Raw genomic sequence first — 17,423 nt, forward strand, 5'->3', positions numbered from 1 at the left:
CGCAGTGCAACCGTGACCCGAGCAGCTCTCCGAGCCGACTGCGCCAACTGCTTCGGCCTCTGCTGCGTCGCCCTCACGTTCGCGAAGTCCGCCGACTTCGCGATCGACAAGGACGCAGGCGAACCGTGCCGCAACCTGCAAGAGGACTTCCGCTGCGGCATCCATCAGAAGCTGAGGCCGGAAGGCTTCCAGGGCTGCACGGTGTACGACTGCTTCGGCGCGGGCCAGAAGATCTCGCAGCGGGCAGGCCGGAGCTGGCGTGAGCAGCCGGGGCAGCAGATGTTCGAGGCGCTGCCGATCATGCGCCAGCTCCACGAGCTGCTCTGGTACCTCGCGGACGCCGCCGAGCGGGCCGAGGCACGGTCGCTCCATCCGCAGCTCCGTCAGGCGAGCGAGCGGATCGAGCAACTGACCCTGCAACCCGATCTGACCAGCGTCGACCTGCCGGGCGAACGGGCCAAGGTCAACGAATTGCTCCTGCAGACCAGCAAACTCGTCAGAGGCAAGCAGAGCAAGGCGAAGGAACGCCGCGGCGCCGACCTGTTCGGGGCCAAGCTCCGCGGCGCGGACCTGCGATCCGCCAACCTCCGGGGTGCCTACCTGATCGCCGCCGACCTTCGCGGCGCGGACCTGCGACAAGCGGACCTGATCGGTGCCGACCTCCGCGACACCAGGCTCGAGGACGCCGACCTGACCGGCGCCCTCTTCCTGACTCAGTCACAGGTCAACGCGGCCAAGGGCAACTCCAAGACCAAGCTCCCACCCGCAGTAACCCGCCCACCCCACTGGACCCCGTAGCCCGGCCCCGGGGTGCCACTGGGTTACTTGGAACGCAACTGGAGGGTCACCGGGGTCATTAGCAGGGAGATGGCGGTGATTGCGAGGGCCACTGCTGCCAGTGCGCCGCCCTGGCCCCAGGAAGTGCCGGCCAGGGACAGGTACGCCGTGCCGACGGTGGCCGCGCCGAGTGCGAGACAGGTCTGCTGGCTGGTGAGCAGGATGCCGCTGCCGAGCCCAGCCTGGGCCGGCGGGACCTGTCCGATCACCACACCCATCAGTGGAACCATCACCAGACCGCTGCCGAACCCTGCGATCAGCATGGGGATCGCCAGCGTCCACGGCGTCACGTCCGGCCATAAGGTGAGAGCAACCACCGCCAGTACGGCGTACCCGACGGACTGGATGATCCAGCCGCGCAGGAGCAGACCGGCGCCGAACCGCTGCTGCAGGCGAGGCCCGTAGACCGAGGTGATCAGGAAGCCGACCGCCATCGGCAGCAGGCTCAGACCGCCTTCCAGTGGGGACATCCCGGCCTCACCCTGGGTCGCCAGCGCGAAGACGAACATGAACCCGCCGAAGGTGGTGAAGAACCCCACGGCCAGCAGCAGCCCGATCCGCATCGGCCGCAGCCGCAGTACGGACGGCGGAATCAGGGGAGCGGAGCCGGCCTTCTCCGCACGATGCTGGTGTACGCCGAGCAGCGCGACCGCCGGAATCGTGGCAGCCAGGGAGGCCCAGGTCCAGGCCGGCCAGCCGAGTGGGCGCCCCTCGGTCAGGGGGAGCAGCAGCAAGACCAGCGCGAGCGCGAGCAGCCCGGCGCCGACCAGGTCGACCCGCTGCGCCTTGTCGGCACGCGTCTCGGGCAACAGCTTGACGGCGGCAACCACTGCCACGAGCCCGACCGGGACGTTGACCAGGAACACGGCCCGCCAGCTGAGGTCGAACACGTTGGCCTCGACCAGGACGCCGCCGAGGATCTGGCCCAGCGCGGCCGCCGCCCCACCCGCGACGCCGAACATCGCCATCGCCCGGGCCCGGTGCTCGCCGGTGAGCAGGCTGCTGATCGAGGCGAGCACCTGAGGCGTCATCGCCGCGGCCGCCGCACCCTGGACGACACGGGCAGCGAGCAGTACGCCGATGGTCGGCGCGATCGCGCAGATCAGCGACATCACGGTGAAGCCGATCAGCCCGGCCAGGAACAGCCGCTTGCGGCCGAAGCCGTCGCCGAGCCGGCCGCCGACCACGAGCAGAGTCGCGTTGGCGATGCCATAGCTGCCGACCACAAGCTGGAGCTCGCCGGCGTTCGCGTTCAGATCCGTGCCGATCGCGGGCAGTGCGACATTGATGATGAAGAAGGACAGCATCGGCAGGAAGGCGCCGAAGAGCAGAGTGGTGAGAGCGACGGGGCCGAGCGGCGACTTGACCGGCGGTTGGGTGACCGCCGGGGCGGTTTCGAGCTGATCTGTCATAGGCCCCAGCATGCGCGCATTCGCAAGCTGGTGGTGAGAGCCTGGTTATCCTGGTATTGGCAGCACCTGGCACCAGGCTTTTCCGGAGCCTGCCGAGCCAGCAGGATGGGAGGGTGAGTGTCCTGAGTAGTATGCCCGCCGCCACCGACAAGGATGAGCGTCGCCGGGCGCTGTCCGCGTTCCTGCGCAGCCGCCGCGAGCGCATCCAGCCCGAGGAAGTCGGCTTCGCGCCAGGCGGCCGCCGCCGTACGCCGGGCCTGCGGCGCGAGGAGGTCGCCCAGCTCGCGGGGGTCGGCGTCACTTGGTACACCTGGCTGGAGCAGGGCCGCGACATCAACGTCTCCGCCCAGGTGCTCGAAGCGATCTCGCGGACGCTGCGGCTGGACCGGCTCGAGCGGAACCACCTCTACACGCTGGCCGGTATCGCGCTCGGCCCGGCCAGGAGCGAGAACATCGCGCTGCCGGGCTCCGTTCAGAAGATGCTCGACCAACTCTCGCCGTACCCGGCCCAGGTGCTGAACTCCCGGTACGACGTACTGGCGTTCAACGACGCCTACTGCCAGGTGGTCATCGATGTCGACGCGATCCCGCTCGAGGAGCGCAACCTGCTCTGGCTGACCTTCGTGTCGGACGAGTGGCGCTGTAACTTCGCCGACAGCGACTCGATCAAGCAGCACATGGTCGCGGGCTACCGGGTCGCGCTGGCGGACCATCTCGGCGAGCCGAGCTGGCAGGACCTGACCGAGCGGCTGCTGGCGAGCTCGCCGCTGTTCGCCGAACTCTGGGAGCGGTACGACGTGGCCGCGCCGAGCGGGAAGCTCAAGGTGCTGAACAACGAGCGGGTCGGTCTGCTGCGGATGGAGGCGGTGAGCCTGTGGCTGAGTCAGCTCGGTCAGGTGCGCTCTACCGTCTACACCCCGGCCGACGCGGAGACCGAGGCCAAGCTGCGCCTGCTCGTCAACGACTGATTGCCGGGGGCAAATGCTGCCCCCGGCAACCAAGTGTGCCCCTGAGCGGGACACCGCGCGGCCGGGCGACGGGGCGGAGCGACCGGCCGTACGGAGACCGCCGACGGACCCAGACAAAGATCCGTGCAGCGGCGGAGGCCGGCCGGCGGACCAGAGGCGGGGTCCGCCGGCCGGCCTGGTTCAGCTGATCGGGACGCCGGGGTTGGCCAGTCCCCGCCCGCCGATCACGGTGTTGCTGCGGTCGATGCTCACCTTGCAGCTGGACGCGTTGTAGTTGGTGATGTTGAACGCGTACCGCCCCGAGCCGGTCGCGCCGGTCAGGTCCGAGGTGTTGTTGCGGAAGACCGTTCCGCAGCCCCAGCCGGACTGCTGGGTGTGGGTCTCGAACCCGTTGTTGGTGGTGTTCTTGCCGGTGTTGTTCTCGATCACGTAGTTGTTGCCCTTGACATCGATCCAGCTGTCGTCGTAGTTCGCGCCGGTCAGTCCGCGGCCGTCGAAGGAGTTGCCGGCCACCCGGCCGTTCTTGGTGCCTTCCTTCAGGTCGATGGCCTCGCCGCCGACGTCCGGCCCGATCACGTTGTCGAGGATCTGCACGTTGTCGGAGTTGTCCGAGGTGCCGCCGGCGCTGCCGACGTACACCCCTTCGCCCATCCCGCGGCCGTCGTTGCCGGTGTTGTAGATCTTCGAGTTGCGGATCGTGCCGTAGGTGCTGCTGTTGCGGAAGTGCACGCCTTCCATGTCCAGGCCGTGCACGGTGACACCGTCGATCACGACGCGGGTGGCCCGGTCGATCATGATGCCCTTCTGGCCGCCGGTGACGGTGATGCCCGACACCTGCCAGTGGCTCGCGCCGTCGAGGTGCAGGCCGTAGCCCCCGCCGGCGGTCAGCACCGCCCGCGCGGTACCGGCGAGTTTGATCGGTGCCGAGGAGGTGCCGGAAACCGTGGTCTTGAAGTTCCCGGTGTAGGTGCCGTCAGCAAGTTTGATGGTGTTACCCGGCTTGGCGTTGGTCAGCGCGGTCTTGAGCTGAGTGGCCGTGCTGACGTTGACGGTGGTTCCCGGGCTCGGCTCGGGCGAGGTCTGGAAGTCGTCCGGGGTCCGGATCCGGTCGCGGACCCAGACGCCGGCAGGCTTCAGCATGGAGGTGCCGGTGAAGTTGTTCCCGGCGCAGGTGCCCTCCTTGAAGACCGCGCCGGAGCGGTGGTCGTCGGAGAAGTTCCAGTTGGTCCAGCCGATCTTCTTGCTGGCCAGGAAGTCCAGGTACTTCTGCGAGTAGGCGAAGTCGTTGGCGCCCTCACCGGCGTAGTTCTGGGTGCCGAACTCGGTGACGAACAGCGGAATCCGGTCGGCCGCCCGCGACAGCGCGTTGAAGTACTCGTCGTGGTGCGACGCCGCGTAGAAGTGGAAGGTGTACATGAAGTTCGTCGCGTTGATCGGGTTGTTGATCACGTCGGCTTCGGTCCGGCCGTCGGACACGCCCAGCGAGGCCCAGCCGTGGGTGCCGACGAACACCACGCCGTCGGGGTCCTTGGCGCGGATCACCGGAATCAGCTGCTCGGCGTAGTTCTTGATCCCGGCCCAGCTGACGTTGTTCGGCTCGTTGGCGATGTCGTAGATGATGTTGGTCTTGAACTTGTGCCGCTCGGCGATCTCGGCGAAGAACGTCTTGGCCTTGGCCGTGTAGACGTTCGGGTCACCCGGGTCGAGCTGGTGCCAGTCGACCAGCGCGTACATGCCGCGCTTGGTGGCTTCCTCGATGTAGCCGTGCACCATGTCGGTGAACTTGCGCGGGTCGGTCTCGTAGCCGCCTTCCTTCGCGGCGACGTACATCGAGATGCGCAGGATGTCGGCCTTCCAGTCGGTCGCGAGCGCGTCCAGGGAGGCCGTCTTGACGCAGTTGGCGTACCACTGCAGGCCGTGCGTGCTCATCCCGCGCAGCTGGATCGGGTTTCCGTACTGGTTGCACAGCTTGGTGCCGCAGACGCGCAGCTGGCCGTTGATCGCGACCGGCGTACCGATCGGACCGGGGCCCTGGACGGTGTCGACCGTCAGCGAGTCGGCGTTCGGGCCACCGTTCGCGGTGACCGCGGTGGTCTTGATCTTGTTGGTACCGGCAACCAGTGTCGCGGTCGCCGTGACGGTCCTGTACGCCGTCCACGCGCCGGTACCCGGGAACGCCAGGTCATCGGCGGCGAGCGTGCCGTTCACGGTGACGTCGAGCGGGCGGCTGGCCGTCGTGCCGTTGGCATAGCGGAAGGTGAGTGAGTACGAGCCGGCCGTCGGCGCGGTCACGGTGTACTCCACCGAGCTGCCGGCGACGTTGTCGAAGTTGACGAAGCCCGAGCCGGTGAAGCCGGCGTGGTTCGACTCGACGACACCTCGGGAGATGGTGGCTGCTTCGGATTCGTAGTTGACTGGTGCGGCGGAGCTGGGGCCGGCACCGGTTGTGACGAGTGCCGTCGCGGCAAGCGCGGCACCCGCAACCAGGGCGACCCATCGGGAGCGGATCATGGGTGAGCCTCCTACTGCGTCAGGGGCGGGGACGAGAGAGGGACTACTTATTAGGAAACTTTCCTAATAGATTTCCCGGAACTTAGCCCTGATACAGCACGCTGTCAATTGGTCGCCCATGGTGTCCGGCCGAATTCCCGTGGGGTGGAACTCAGCGGACGGTGTCGCGGATTCCGGACAGGTGGGAGCGGACCCGGAGCGTCGCGCGCTCGGGGTCCCGGGCGCGGATCGCGTCGACGATCGACTCGTGCGCCACCTGGTCGGCGGTGGCCCGGTGCCGGCCGCTCGGCCGGTCGAGCCGCAGCATGTCGAGCATCGCCCGGCGGACCCGCGGTACGAAGGTGTCGAACAATTCGGCCAGCACCGGGTTGTGCGCGGCCGTGACGACGGCCCGGTGGAACACCAGGTCAGCTTCGACGTACTCCGCATCCTCCGCCTCGCGGGCTGCCGCGTCGCGCGCGGCGAGCGTCTGGCGGAGCAGCCGGAGGTCAGCCGGCGTACGACGGTTGGCGGCCAGTCGTGCAGCCTCCGTTTCGATCGCGAGCCGGCACTCCAGCACATCGGTGATATCCGCCCGATGCAGCACCAGCTCCCACTCCTGGGCCGGCTGGGTGGCGATCACGAAGACCCCTGCGCCCTGCCGACTCTCCAGGACCCGCTGACCCGCCAGCTCGCGGACAGCTTCCCGAATCGTCGACCGGCCGACGCCCAGCTGGGTCGCCAAGGTCGTCTCGCCGGGCAGCTTGTCGCCGGGTGTCCACTCGCCCGCGCCGATGCGGCGCAGCAACTCGTCTGCCGCCTGCTCGGCGAGGGGATGGCGGCGAATCATGGCGCCATCTTAACTTCTCAGCTTGTCTGAGGAGTTGTCTCGGTCTAAGGTGAGCGTCATGTCGTGCAGCGGCCTGCTTCTCGGGTGCCACGGCGGGGCCTGATTCCGACTGGCTCCCCGCCGTGGAGACGAGCGTGCGCCGGTCGCAAACCCGCTGCAGCAAAGGAAATCCGCGACATGTTCACCCAACGCCCGTCCGGCATGCCCAGCCACCGCTACCGCGATGTCCACGCCCGGGTCGAGATCCCGCTGACCGAGCGCCGCTGGCCCGAACGATCGATCACCACCGCACCGCTGTGGGTACCGGTCGACCTGCGGGACGGCAACCAGGCCCTGCCCGAGCCGATGGACCCGGCCCGCAAGCGCCGGTTCTTCGACCTGATGGTTGCCATCGGCTACAAAGAGATCGAGGTCGGCTACCCGTCCGCCTCGCAGACCGACTTCGACTTCGTCCGGCTGCTCGCCGAGCCGGGCCTGGTCCCCGACGACGTGACCATCGCGGTGTTCACCCCGGCCCGGCCGGACCTGATCGCCCGCACGCTGGAGTCGATCCAGGGCATCCGCACCCCGGTCGTCGTGCACATGTACGCCGCGACCGCCCCGGCCTGGCGCGAGCTGGTACTGCGTCGCAGTCGTGCCGAACTCGCCGCGATGATCTTCGCCGGGGCCGAGCAGGTCCTGCGCGCAGCACCCGCCAACGTACGGTTCGAGTTCTCGCCGGAGGTGTTCAACCTGACCGAGCCCGACTACATCCTCGAGCTCTGCGACGGCGTCACCCGGCTCTGGGACGCGACCCCGGAGCATCCGGTCATCCTGAATCTGCCCGCCACGGTGGAGGTCGCGACCCCCAACATCTACGCCGACCAGATCGAGTACATGGACCGGAACCTGGCCCGGCGCGACGGCGTGATCCTGTCGGTGCACCCGCACAACGACCGCGGGACCGGCATCGCCTGTGCGGAGCTCGCGATGCTGGCCGGTGCGCAACGGGTCGAAGGCTGCATCTTCGGCAACGGTGAGCGCACCGGCAACGTCGACATCGCCACCCTCGCGCTCAACCTGCACGCCCAGGGCGTCGACCCGATGATCGACTTCTCCGACATCGACGAGATCCGCCGGACCGTCGAGTACTGCACCCGCCTCGACGTACCCGCCAGACACCCGTACGTCGGGGATCTCGTCTACACCGCCTTCTCCGGGACCCACCAGGACGCGATCAAGAAGGGCCTGGCCGACCATCACCGTCGAGCAGCCGAAGCCGGGGTCTCGTCCTCCGAACATCCGTGGGCTGTCCCGTACCTGCCGATCGACCCGGCCGACGTCGGCCGGACGTACGACGCCGTGATCCGGGTCAACAGCCAGTCGGGCAAAGGCGGCATCGCCTACCTGCTCGAAACGGAGTACGGCATCGAGCTGACGCCCGAAGAGCAGGTCGAGTTCGCCCACCACGTCCAGCGCCACACCGATCGGACCGGGACAGAAGCGACCCCGGCCCAGTTGCACGACCTCTACCAGGACTATTCGTCAGCTAGCTAGGCGGTGTCGCGGGACGGCCAGCCGGCTCGCAGGGCGGTGAGGGTGACCGCGATTGCGGGCCGGCGGGCGGTGGCGGTGCGCCAGACGGCGTACAGGCGGCGGGTCGGCGCGGGCTGGAGGGGGATGGCGACCACTCCGGAAGGCAGCGGGCCGCGGCCGAGGCGGGGGAGCAGGCCGATGCCGATGCCTCGGGCAAGTAAGGCGAGCTGCGTCTGGTACTCCGCGATCGAGTACGCGACCTCTGGTTCGACGCCGGCCTTGCGCATCGTGCGGACCAGCCACTCGTGGCAGATCGACCCGGCCGGCTGGCAGATCCAGCGCTCGCCGACCAGGTCGTCCGCCCGCACGAACTCCTTGCCTGCCAGTCGGTGTGAGGCCGGGACCAGGACGTCGGCCGGGTCGGAGCCGAGCTTCGTGCGGGACAACTCTTCCGGGATCGTGAGCGGTGTGTTGTGCCAGTCGTGCACGATGGCGATCTGGATCTCACCCCGGGTGACCGCGGCAACCGCCTCGAACGGGTCCGTCTCGATCACACTCACTTCGAGCGCCGGATGCCGGTCGATCAGCTGCGGCAGGACGGCCGGGAGCAGCCCGCGCGCGGCGGTCGGGAACGCGGCAATCGCCAGCGAGCCGATCGCCTGGCCGCGCTGCTCCTCCAACTGAAGCTCGGCGTCCTCGACCAGTTGCAGGACGTGGGAGGCCGTCGCCGCGAGCTGCTGGGCGGCGTCGGTGAGGACGATGCCGCGACCCCGCTTCTCGATCAGTGGCGTGCGAGTGCTCTCCCTGCTGACCGAGGGTGTAGGCAACGATCTCGATGCCTTGCGCAACCTCAGCCTGACCGGAGTAGGTGCCCTCGGCTACCTCTCCTTCGCGGCCACCCTGTTCGGCTTCGGCATCTGGGGAGTCCTCCTCCGCCAGTACGACGCCAGCACCGTCGCGCCCTTCTCCCTATTGGTCCCGGTGATCGGGATGGGAGCGGCCTGGCTGTGGCGCGGCGAGCAGGTCGGACCGCAGCAGGCGATCGCTGCGGTCCTCATCATCGGCGGAATGGCCTGCACTGTCGTACGCCGGCGGAACCGGCAGTCCGTAGTACCGGAGGTCACTCGTACTGGTTGGCGGGCGGAGTCACAGTCTGTACTCCGGTGACGGTCAGCGCGGCGACGTCGCCATCGGCTCGCTTGGTCGGCTCGGCCCACTCGCCGGTCACGGTGACCCACTGGTTCTTGGGCGGCGCCTCCTGGCCGCGAGCCTCCACCATGAACGCCTGACCGTCGGCGACACAGCAGGTCAGGCCGATCCGGGAGACGTACCAGGCGCCGTTCTTGCCCGGAGTCACGAAGCCGGTGAGCTGGAAGGTGCGGCCCTTCATGTTCTCCTTCTCCCACACGGCCCAGACGGCGTAGTCCCGCACCGCCAGCGGAACCGGCGGGCCGCCCTTGGTGCTTTCGCCGAGGAAGGAGTTGCCCTTCGGCGCGACCGGTTTGGCCGCCACCGGGGACTGCCGTTGCGCCGCGTCCGCGCCGAGAGCGGGCGGGTCGACGACGAGCAGGGCGAAGACCGGGATCACCAGCAGCCAGGCGGCGCGGGGGAGCAGGTGGCCGTGCCCGTGGCCGTCATCGGCGTGCTCGTGCTTCTCACCGTCAGGCTTCTTGCGGGTGTCCGCCAGGACGTCGGCGACCGCGAGCACGACCAGGATGACGCCGGCCGCGAGCAGCATCCAGCGCATACCGGGCTTCACATAGCGCAGATAGGTGTTGGAGGTGGCCAGTTGCACCACCGCGGCACCGACGAAGACAACGACCAGACCCGCGACATTGCGCCTCACAGCAGCCACCACCCGACGAGAAGACTGGACAGGATCGCGACCACGAAGGTGGCCGGGGCGAATCTGATCGCGAACTTGGGCCCGAACGTGCCGGCCTGCAGCGCGATCAGCTTCACGTCGACGACCGGCCCGACCACCATGAACGCAAGCCGCGCGGTCAGCGAGAACTGGGTCAGGCTGGCCGCGACGAACGCGTCGGCCTCCGAGCAGATCGCGAGCAGGACGGCGAGCAGGCCGAGGACGAGAACCGAGAGCAGCAGGTTTGCGGCGACGCTGTCGAGCCACTCCCGCGGTACGACGACGTTCAGGGTGGCCGCGGCCGCCGCGCCGACGACCAGGAAGCCGCCCGCGTGCAGGAAGTCGTGCAGCATCGACGAGCGGAACACCTCGAGCTTCGCAGTGCCCTCGGCGTGCCGGTTCTTCGGGATCTTCAGCCAGGTGCTGCCTTTGCCGGTCAGCAGCCAGAGCCAGCCCAGCGTCATCGAGATCGCGATCGAGGCGATCGCTCGCGCGACCACGACCTTCGGCTGCCCGGGGAACGCGACCGCGGTGGACGCGAGCACCACCGGGTTGATCGCCGGCGCGGAGAGCAGGAACGCGATGGCCGCCGCAGGGGTGACGCCGCGGTTCATCAGCGCGGCCGACACCGGGACCGAGGCGCACTCGCATCCCGGCAGGATCACGCCGGACGCGCTGGCGACCGGTACGGCGAGGGCCGGGTGCTTGGGCAGCGCCTTCGCGAAGAACGACGGCGGGACGAACGCGGTCAGCGCGGCCGACAGCAGCACGCCGAGGACGAGGAAGGGCAGCGCCTGGACCGTGACGCCGACGAACATGGTGGCCCAGGTGCGGACGCCGTCGTCGGTGAACAGGCCGGCGAAGATCTTCCGGCCGAACAGGGCCAGGCCGACCAGCACGATCAGCGTCACCGTGAACACGATCGACGACCCGCCCGGCTCCTCGGGCTCGGGCGTTTCGGGCTCGGCGGAGGGCAGTGGCGGCGGTCCGACCGGCGCGGCGGGATCTGCCGTCGCGGCGGCGGAATCCTGCTCTGCCGTGGACGCGGCGGAGTCGGCTGGCGTGCTCATGGGCGGCATCCTGACACAGCGGAACGCGCGCGGACGAGTACTCACCGCACACCGAAATGAAAATCAGCGTAATTACGGTCAATAGTCACACCCGCTCGATCCGGTAGCTGGTCCGGAGCGGTGGCCGAAAAAGACTGCGACGCGAAGGAAATCCTGTGCCGCGGGCAGGCCGGCCCGGAGCGTGGCAGGGTGGACGGCATGGATGCCGACGTCGTTCAGGCCGTCAACCACCTCACCGCGCGCTGGGCCCGGGAGTTGCCGCCCGGCAACACAGTGGTGTCCGGGCTCGGGCTCTGGCCACTCCTTGCTCTTCTCGCCACCGCGGCCGACGAGCCCGGCCGCAGCGAGCTGGCCGAGGCGGCCGGTGTCGATGCCGCGACCGGCGCCGCGAAGGCCGTCGAGCTGATTGGTGCTGTGGACGACGCGACTGATCTGCACGCGGCGCTCGGGGTCTGGGTCCATGAGCAGCTGAAGCTGAGCGAGTCGTTCGATTCCGTCGTACCGGCCGCGTTGACCGGGACGTTGACGGGGGACCTGGCCGGTGACAAGGCGAAGCTCGATGCGTGGGCGGCCGAGCACACCGAGAACCTGATCCGCGAGATGCCGCTCGAGGTCACCCCGGACCTGTCCGTCGTGCTGGCCTCCGCGTTGTCGCTGCGAACCACTTGGGTGCGGCCGTTCGCTGAGCAGCTCAAGCGGGTGAACGACGGCCCTTGGGCGGGCGGGACCTGGCATTGGCTGGAACGCAGCGATCGCGACCTGAACACAGTCAGCCGGTACGACGGACTGACGGTGGTGACCGTGCGGGGTCAGGCCGACGTGGATGTGCTGCTCGGCATCGGCTCGGCGGAAGCCGCGCAGGGCGACGTACTGGCTGGATTGCTGGCGGCCGCCGAGGGCGGAGTGAGTGGTGCGGAGCTGATTGGGCAGGGGGAGCCTGGTGATGAGGTGGCGCCGGGCGTGAAGATCGGACAGACGACTGCTCCGGTGCCGGAGGTGAAGCTGTCCGTGCCGGCGTTCAGCGTGCGGGTGGAACATGACCTGCTGGCTCAGCGGCAGCTCTTCGGTCTGTCAGCGGTGACGTCGTCGCCTCGCGGGTCGGGGCACTTCAGTGCGATCAGTCCGGAGCAGTTGGTGGTCGGCCAGGCGCGGCAGACGGTGCTCGCGCGGTTCTTCGCCACCGGATTCGAGGCGGCCGCGGTGACGGCGATGGGGTTGATGCGGACCTCGATGCAGACCTCACAGTCGCGGCGGCTGGAGGTGTCGCTGGATCGGCCGTTCGGGTTCGTCGCCGTCCATCGGGAGACGCGGCTGCCGGTGGTGGCCGGCTGGATCGACCAGCCGACCGAGCCCGGTTAGAGGGTGAAGAGCCTGTTGAGCAGTGCCGAGGCTTCGTCGACTTCTGTTTGATCGCCGGTCAGCAGGAGGTCGAACAGCAGCCCACGCGAGGCGGCCAGCCCCAATCTCGCGTACGCCGGCGCCTGGTCCTCGGGGACACCGGCACGGAGACAGAGGTCGACGAGCGGTGGCAGCCAGACGTGGATCAGGTCCGCCTTGAGGGCCTCGGTGTGTGGCAGATCCTGCATGGCGTGCGCGGACAGTTCGAAGAAGAGCGGACCGTAGATCAGCGCCGCCTCGGAGACGCGGCGCCAGAAGCGCTCGGACAGCTCGGCGATCGGGAGGTTCTCGTCGCCGAGGCTGGCGAGCAGGTCGCGTTGCTGGGCCTCGACCGCGCGAACCACCTCGGCCAACAGGCCCTCGCGTGAGCCGAAGTGGTAGATCAGCATCCGGTGACTGGTACCGATGCTGGTCGCGATCGACCGCAGGCTGGCATCACCGATGCCGTTCTTCGCGAAGTACTCGACGGCATCGGTGAGCAGTGACTCGCGGCTCACTGGCGTTCGCTGACCTTCTTCAGGCTCTCGCACTCGAGCGCGATGTACTCCTTGGTCAGCTTGGCGAGCAGCCGGCCGAACAGCCGGCCGAGCGGGCCTTCCTGGATGACTGTCGCGGTCGCGACCGTGCCCTCGGGCGTCTCGGTGACCCGGTGGCCGCCGGTTGTCCGGACACCGGGCGCGCGGGCAATCCACTCGAAGTACTGGCCGTCGACGAACTCGGTCACCTCCCAGACGGCGACGGGCAGCTTGGGCTGGCGGATGCGGGTCCGGGACCCGACTCGGAGCGGTCCCTCGTCGAGCCGCTCGACCGCGGTGATGGTCGGCGTCCAGGTGGGCCACTGGGCGACGTCGCTGAAAATCGCCCAGACCCGCTCGGCCGGGGCGTCGATGGTGACGGAATGATCGAAGCGCATGTACCAGATGGTACACGGTAGGGTCTGCGCCATGGCTGACCAGAACACGACGGACAACGAGCAGGACCCGGGAGCGAGCACCCAGATGTTCCGCGCCTTCGTCAACGAGGCCCAGGCCGAGCCCACCACCGCCCCCAAGGTGAGCGGCCGCACGCTGGCCGTCGTCGGGGTCGTCGTCCTCGTGATCGCCATCGTTGCCGCGATCCTCGTGCTCTGACCTGACTCCCCGAACACCCAGCCGGCGCCCACGGGGTTGTCCGGCCGTTCGCCGACCCCTTGGGTTCACCGATAGTCGTTGACGCCGGGTAGGTGGCGGATGGAGCATGGGGTCTCGGCTAGGGAGGTCTTCATGACGGACGTGGTCAGGGCGGCGTTGGTTCAGACGAACTGGACGGGCGACCAGGAGTCGATGATCAAGGCGCACGAGGACTACGCGCGCCAGGCAGCGGCCGCGGGGGCCAAGGTGATCTGCTTCCAGGAGCTGTTCTACGGGCCGTACTTCTGTCAGCTGCAGGATCCCAAGTTCTACGAGTACGCCGAGAGCGTGCCGGGCCCGACGACCGAGCGGTTCCAGGCGCTGGCCAAAGAGCTGGGCATGGTGATGCTCCTGCCGGTGTACGAGCAGGAGCAGCCGGGCGTGCTGTACAACACGGCCGCCGTGATCGATGCTGACGGCAAGTATCTGGGCAAGTACCGGAAGAACCACATCCCGCAGGTGAAGGGGTTCTGGGAGAAGTTCTACTTCCGCCCCGGCAACCTCGGCTACCCGGTGTTCGACACCGCCGTCGGGCGGATCGGCGTCTACATCTGCTACGACCGGCACTTCCCCGAAGGCTGGCGGGCGCTCGGCCTCAACGGGGCGAAAATCGTCTTCAACCCGTCGGCCACCCACCGCGGGTTGTCGTCGTACCTGTGGCAGCTCGAGCAGCCGGCGTCGGCGGTCGCGAACGAGTACTTCATCGGGGCGATCAACCGGGTCGGCATCGAGTCCGAGTACGGCGAGAACGACTTCTACGGGACGTCGTACTTCGTCGATCCCGAGGGCAAGTTCGTCGGTGACGTCGGGCATGCCTACGACCCGGAGCTGATCGTCCGGGACCTGGACCTGAGCATGCTCGACACGGTCAGGGACCGCTGGCAGTTCTACCGGGACCGCCGGCCGGACGCGTATGGCGACCTGACCAAGCCGTAAACCGAAGGAGCACCGAGGATGTCGCTGCTGGTCAAGGGTGGAACGGTGATCGGGCCGACCGGTGCGCAACCGGCCGACGTGCTGGTGGTGGGCGAGACGATCGCCGGCGTGTTCGATCCGCGGTACAGCGCGTCGGTGCAGGCCGACGAGGTGATCGATGCCAGCGGCAAGTATGTGATCCCGGGCGGGATCGACGCGCACACGCACATGGAGCTGCCGTTCGGCGGTACCGCGGCCAGCGACACCTTCGAGACCGGGACGCGCGCCGCGGCGTGGGGCGGGACGACGACCATCATCGACTTCGCCGTGCAGCGCACCGGTGAGGTGGTGCAGGACGGGCTGGCCGCCTGGCATGCGAAGGCCGAGGGCAACTGCCACATCGACTACGCCTTCCACATGATCATCGGTGGGGTCGACGACGACGCGCTCAAGGCGATGGACCAGCTCGTCACCGACGAGGGGATCAGCAGTTTCAAGCTGTTCATGGCCTATCCGGGCGTCTTCTACTCCGACGACGGGCAGATCCTCCGGGCCATGCAGGCCGCGCGCGAGAACGGCGCGATGATCATGATGCACGCGGAGAACGGCATCGCGATCGACGTGCTCGTGCAGCAGGCGCTGGCCCGCGGCGAGACCGACCCGATCTACCACGGCATCACCCGGCCGGCCGCGCTGGAGACCGAGGCGACCAGCCGGGCGATCACGCTGGCCGAGGTCGCCCGCGACTGCCCGCTCTACATCGTGCACCTGTCGGCGAGCGGAGCCCTCGAGGCCGTCGCGGAGGCGCGGAACGACGGCCGGAACGTGTTCGCCGAGACCTGCCCGCAGTACCTGTACCTCACGCTGGAAGACCAGCTGGGCGCGCCGGGCTTCGAAGGCGCCAAGTGGGTCTGCTCGACGCCCTTGCGCAGCAAGCACGAGCAGCATGCCAAGGACCTGTGGAAAGGGCTCAGGAGCAACGATCTGGCCGTCGTCTCGACCGACCACTGCCCGTTCTGCTTCAAGGACCAGAAGGAGCTGGGCCTCGGCGACTTCTCCAAGATCCCGAACGGGATCGGCGGGGTCGAGCACCGGGTCGACCTGCTCTACCAAGGTGTCGTCGACGGGCAGCTGTCGCTGGAGCGCTGGGTCGAGACGATCGCGACGACACCGGCCCGGATGTTCGGGTTGTACCCGCGCAAGGGCATCATCGCGCCGGGTTCGGATGCCGACATCGTGATCTACGACCCGAACGGCACCACCCGGATCGGGGTCGAGACGCATCACATGAACATGGACTACTCGGCGTACGAGGGGACGGAGATCGCCGGCCGGGTGGGCACGGTGATCTCGCGCGGCGAGGTGATCGTGGCCGACGGCAACTACCATGGCCGGAAGGGACATGGTCGTTACCTCAAGCGCGGGCTGTCGTCGTACCTGGTCTAGGAGGGGGAACCCGTGGACTTCGGAGTGGTCTTCCAGTGTGATCCGCCCGCGTCCGCGGTGGTGGACCTCGCCCGCAAGGCCGAGGAAGCCGGCTTCCGGTACGTGTGGACGTTCGACTCGCACCTGCTCTGGCAGGAACCGTTCGTCATCTACAGCCAGATCCTGGCCGCGACCGAACGGGTCGTCGTCGGGCCGATGGTGACCAATCCCGGCACCCGCGACTGGACCGTGATCGCGTCCCAGTTCGCCACCCTGAACGAGATGTTCGGCAACCGCACGGTCTGCGGGATCGGCCGGGGCGACTCGGCGCTGCGGACGCTCGGGTCCAAGCCGGGCACCCTCGCCGAGCTGAAGCAGTGCGTCGAGGTGGTCCGCGAGCTCGCGGCCGGGCGTACGGTCGAGTACCGCGGCCAGCAACTCAAGTTCAGCTGGGTGGAGGACGGCAAGCTCGAGGTCTGGGTCGCGGCGTACGGGCCGAAGGCGCTGGCCGTGACCGGCGAGGTCGGCGACGGCTACATCCTGCAACTCGCCGACCCCGACATCGCCGCCTGGATGATCTCGGCGGTACGCCGGTCCGCCGAGCAGGCCGGTCGCGATCCGGAGCAGATCACCTTCTGCGTGGCGGCCCCGGCGTACGTCGGTGACGACCTGCGGCACCAGCGCGACCAGACGCGCTGGTTCGGTGGCATGGTCGGCAACCACGTCGCGGACATCGTCGCCCGGTACGGCGAATCGGGTGGCGTGCCGAAGGCGCTGACGGACTACATCGCCGGCCGCAAGGGGTACGACTACGCCGAACACGGCCGGGCCGGCAACACCCACGCCGACTTCGTCCCGGACGACGTGATCGACCGCTTCTGCATCCTCGGCCCGGTCGCGGACCACCTGGCCCGGTTGGAAGAACTCAAGTCCATCGGTGTCGACCAGTTCGCGCTCTACCTCCAGCACGACGCGAAAGAGGAGACGCTGGCTGCCTACGGCAAGGAAATCATCCCCAAGTTCTAACGGGTGAAGGTGGAGCCGCCGGTGCGGATGTGAAAGCGTGGGCGGATGGGTATCGAGGTGCGGGCGCTGACGGACGAGGACCGCGAACTGATCGAGCTGGCCCGGCGGACGGTGGACGAGAACACCGACGGGCCGGACGGCGTCCACACGATGGGCGCCGCGGTCCGGGCGGCCGACGGACGGATGTTTGCCGGGATCAACCTGTACCACTTCACCGGTGGTCCGTGCGCCGAGCTGGTAGCGCTCGGCCGGGCCCGGGCCGAAGGTGCCCGGGAGCTGACCACGATCGTTGCGGTAGGCAATGAAGGGCGCGGGGTACGGGCTCCGTGCGGGCGGGATCGGCAGGTGTTCGTCGACTACTACCCGACGATGCGGGTGATCCTGCCGACCGGCGAGGGCATCGGCAGTGTCGTCGCTACCCAGTTGCTGCCAGAGGCATTCCCCTGGTCACCCACTGGGCGCGACGACTGACTGCCGCCGGCCG

18 protein-coding genes are annotated in these 17,423 nt (G+C 68.5%); 10 read left to right on the forward strand and 8 right to left on the reverse strand.

Annotated elements, in window-relative coordinates:
* Positions 1–12: 12 nt before the first annotated feature.
* Positions 13–798 (forward strand): pentapeptide repeat-containing protein, encoded by a 786-nt coding sequence (locus tag ACQPYM_RS10220; protein ID WP_433018352.1) that lies wholly within the window; start codon positions 13–15, stop codon positions 796–798.
* Positions 799–821: 23 nt separating this feature from the next.
* On the opposite strand, the gene ACQPYM_RS10225 is transcribed toward ACQPYM_RS10220, so the two are convergent.
* A complete protein-coding gene (locus ACQPYM_RS10225) occupies positions 822–2,249 on the reverse strand; it encodes an MFS transporter (protein ID WP_433018355.1) in 1,428 nt (475 codons plus the stop codon).
* A gap of 113 nt (positions 2,250–2,362) precedes the next feature.
* Here ACQPYM_RS10225 and ACQPYM_RS10230 point away from each other — a divergent pair, with 113 nt between their 5' ends.
* A complete protein-coding gene (locus ACQPYM_RS10230) occupies positions 2,363–3,217 on the forward strand; it encodes a helix-turn-helix transcriptional regulator (RefSeq protein WP_433018358.1) in 855 nt (284 codons plus the stop codon).
* Positions 3,218–3,397: 180 nt separating this feature from the next.
* On the opposite strand, the gene ACQPYM_RS10235 is transcribed toward ACQPYM_RS10230, so the two are convergent.
* Both ACQPYM_RS10235 and ACQPYM_RS10240 read right to left on the reverse strand, forming a co-directional pair.
* On the reverse strand, positions 3,398–5,728 hold the full coding sequence (locus ACQPYM_RS10235) for a cellulase family glycosylhydrolase (RefSeq protein ID WP_433018361.1): 2,331 nt from the start codon (positions 5,726–5,728) through the stop codon (positions 3,398–3,400).
* Between the two features lie 151 nt (positions 5,729–5,879).
* The gene (locus ACQPYM_RS10240; protein WP_433018364.1) at positions 5,880–6,557 is read right to left on the reverse strand and encodes a FadR/GntR family transcriptional regulator; all 678 of its coding nucleotides are present in this window, start codon (positions 6,555–6,557) and stop codon (positions 5,880–5,882) included.
* A 177-nt stretch (positions 6,558–6,734) separates the two neighbouring features.
* Between ACQPYM_RS10240 and ACQPYM_RS10245 the strand changes: the two genes are divergently transcribed.
* Positions 6,735–8,093, forward strand: a complete 1,359-nt coding sequence (locus ACQPYM_RS10245) for a 2-isopropylmalate synthase (protein WP_433018367.1) — start codon at positions 6,735–6,737, stop codon at positions 8,091–8,093.
* Here the strand turns inward: ACQPYM_RS10245 and ACQPYM_RS10250 are convergent.
* Complete coding sequence (locus ACQPYM_RS10250) at positions 8,090–8,899, reverse strand: LysR substrate-binding domain-containing protein (RefSeq protein WP_433018370.1); 810 nt, start codon at positions 8,897–8,899, stop codon at positions 8,090–8,092. The two genes, ACQPYM_RS10245 and ACQPYM_RS10250, sit on opposite strands and share 4 nt — an antisense overlap.
* On the opposite strand from ACQPYM_RS10250, the gene ACQPYM_RS10255 reads away from it, so the two are divergent.
* The gene (locus ACQPYM_RS10255; RefSeq protein WP_433018373.1) at positions 8,862–9,239 is read left to right on the forward strand and encodes an EamA family transporter; all 378 of its coding nucleotides are present in this window, start codon (positions 8,862–8,864) and stop codon (positions 9,237–9,239) included. The two genes, ACQPYM_RS10250 and ACQPYM_RS10255, sit on opposite strands and share 38 nt — an antisense overlap.
* On the opposite strand, the gene ACQPYM_RS10260 is transcribed toward ACQPYM_RS10255, so the two are convergent.
* The gene (locus tag ACQPYM_RS10260; protein WP_433018376.1) at positions 9,193–9,918 is read right to left on the reverse strand and encodes a TIGR03943 family putative permease subunit; all 726 of its coding nucleotides are present in this window, start codon (positions 9,916–9,918) and stop codon (positions 9,193–9,195) included. The two genes, ACQPYM_RS10255 and ACQPYM_RS10260, sit on opposite strands and share 47 nt — an antisense overlap.
* Entirely contained in the window at positions 9,915–11,006 is a 1,092-nt protein-coding gene (locus ACQPYM_RS10265; protein ID WP_433018379.1) for a permease, read from the reverse strand. The genes ACQPYM_RS10260 and ACQPYM_RS10265 overlap by 4 nt, the downstream gene beginning before the upstream one ends.
* A 198-nt stretch (positions 11,007–11,204) precedes the next feature.
* Between ACQPYM_RS10265 and ACQPYM_RS10270 the strand changes: the two genes are divergently transcribed.
* Entirely contained in the window at positions 11,205–12,365 is a 1,161-nt protein-coding gene (locus tag ACQPYM_RS10270; protein ID WP_433018382.1) for a serpin family protein, read from the forward strand.
* On the opposite strand, the gene ACQPYM_RS10275 is transcribed toward ACQPYM_RS10270, so the two are convergent.
* On the reverse strand, positions 12,362–12,901 hold the full coding sequence (locus ACQPYM_RS10275; RefSeq protein ID WP_433018385.1) for a TetR/AcrR family transcriptional regulator: 540 nt from the start codon (positions 12,899–12,901) through the stop codon (positions 12,362–12,364). The genes ACQPYM_RS10270 and ACQPYM_RS10275 overlap by 4 nt on opposite strands.
* Entirely contained in the window at positions 12,898–13,317 is a 420-nt protein-coding gene (locus tag ACQPYM_RS10280) for an SRPBCC family protein (RefSeq protein WP_433018388.1), read from the reverse strand. The genes ACQPYM_RS10275 and ACQPYM_RS10280 overlap by 4 nt, the downstream gene beginning before the upstream one ends.
* Before the next feature lie 31 nt (positions 13,318–13,348).
* Here ACQPYM_RS10280 and ACQPYM_RS10285 point away from each other — a divergent pair, with 31 nt between their 5' ends.
* From ACQPYM_RS10285 to ACQPYM_RS10305, 5 genes are all read left to right on the forward strand, one after another.
* Positions 13,349–13,534, forward strand: a complete 186-nt coding sequence (locus ACQPYM_RS10285) for a hypothetical protein (RefSeq protein ID WP_433018391.1) — start codon at positions 13,349–13,351, stop codon at positions 13,532–13,534.
* A 132-nt stretch (positions 13,535–13,666) separates the two neighbouring features.
* Positions 13,667–14,509, forward strand: a complete 843-nt coding sequence (locus ACQPYM_RS10290) for a nitrilase-related carbon-nitrogen hydrolase (RefSeq protein ID WP_433018394.1) — start codon at positions 13,667–13,669, stop codon at positions 14,507–14,509.
* 18 nt (positions 14,510–14,527) lie between these two features.
* Positions 14,528–15,934, forward strand: a complete 1,407-nt coding sequence (hydA, locus tag ACQPYM_RS10295; RefSeq protein WP_433018397.1) for a dihydropyrimidinase — start codon at positions 14,528–14,530, stop codon at positions 15,932–15,934.
* A 12-nt stretch (positions 15,935–15,946) separates the two neighbouring features.
* Complete coding sequence (locus ACQPYM_RS10300; RefSeq protein WP_433018400.1) at positions 15,947–16,939, forward strand: TIGR03842 family LLM class F420-dependent oxidoreductase; 993 nt, start codon at positions 15,947–15,949, stop codon at positions 16,937–16,939.
* 45 nt (positions 16,940–16,984) lie between these two features.
* Complete coding sequence (locus ACQPYM_RS10305; RefSeq protein ID WP_433018403.1) at positions 16,985–17,410, forward strand: cytidine deaminase family protein; 426 nt, start codon at positions 16,985–16,987, stop codon at positions 17,408–17,410.
* Positions 17,411–17,423: the final 13 nt, after the last annotated feature.

Origin of the sequence: Kribbella sp. CA-294648 (genome assembly GCF_050943845.1) — a bacterium.
Taxonomy (GTDB): domain Bacteria; phylum Actinomycetota; class Actinomycetes; order Propionibacteriales; family Kribbellaceae; genus Kribbella.

What these genes read in the sequence shown, in the direction of transcription:
- ACQPYM_RS10225 (WP_433018355.1), bottom strand. Translation starts at nt 2,249, where the DNA reads ATGACAGATCAGCTCGAAACCGCCCCGGCGGTCACCCAACCGCCGGTC.
- ACQPYM_RS10235 (WP_433018361.1), bottom strand. Translation starts at nt 5,728, where the DNA reads ATGATCCGCTCCCGATGGGTCGCCCTGGTTGCGGGTGCCGCGCTTGCC.
- ACQPYM_RS10240 (WP_433018364.1), bottom strand. Translation starts at nt 6,557, where the DNA reads ATGATTCGCCGCCATCCCCTCGCCGAGCAGGCGGCAGACGAGTTGCTG.
- ACQPYM_RS10245 (WP_433018367.1), top strand. Translation starts at nt 6,735, where the DNA reads ATGTTCACCCAACGCCCGTCCGGCATGCCCAGCCACCGCTACCGCGAT.
- ACQPYM_RS10265 (WP_433018379.1), bottom strand. Translation starts at nt 11,006, where the DNA reads ATGAGCACGCCAGCCGACTCCGCCGCGTCCACGGCAGAGCAGGATTCC.
- ACQPYM_RS10270 (WP_433018382.1), top strand. Translation starts at nt 11,205, where the DNA reads ATGGATGCCGACGTCGTTCAGGCCGTCAACCACCTCACCGCGCGCTGG.
- ACQPYM_RS10280 (WP_433018388.1), bottom strand. Translation starts at nt 13,317, where the DNA reads ATGCGCTTCGATCATTCCGTCACCATCGACGCCCCGGCCGAGCGGGTC.
- ACQPYM_RS10285 (WP_433018391.1), top strand. Translation starts at nt 13,349, where the DNA reads ATGGCTGACCAGAACACGACGGACAACGAGCAGGACCCGGGAGCGAGC.
- ACQPYM_RS10290 (WP_433018394.1), top strand. Translation starts at nt 13,667, where the DNA reads ATGACGGACGTGGTCAGGGCGGCGTTGGTTCAGACGAACTGGACGGGC.
- hydA (WP_433018397.1), top strand. Translation starts at nt 14,528, where the DNA reads ATGTCGCTGCTGGTCAAGGGTGGAACGGTGATCGGGCCGACCGGTGCG.
- ACQPYM_RS10305 (WP_433018403.1), top strand. Translation starts at nt 16,985, where the DNA reads ATGGGTATCGAGGTGCGGGCGCTGACGGACGAGGACCGCGAACTGATC.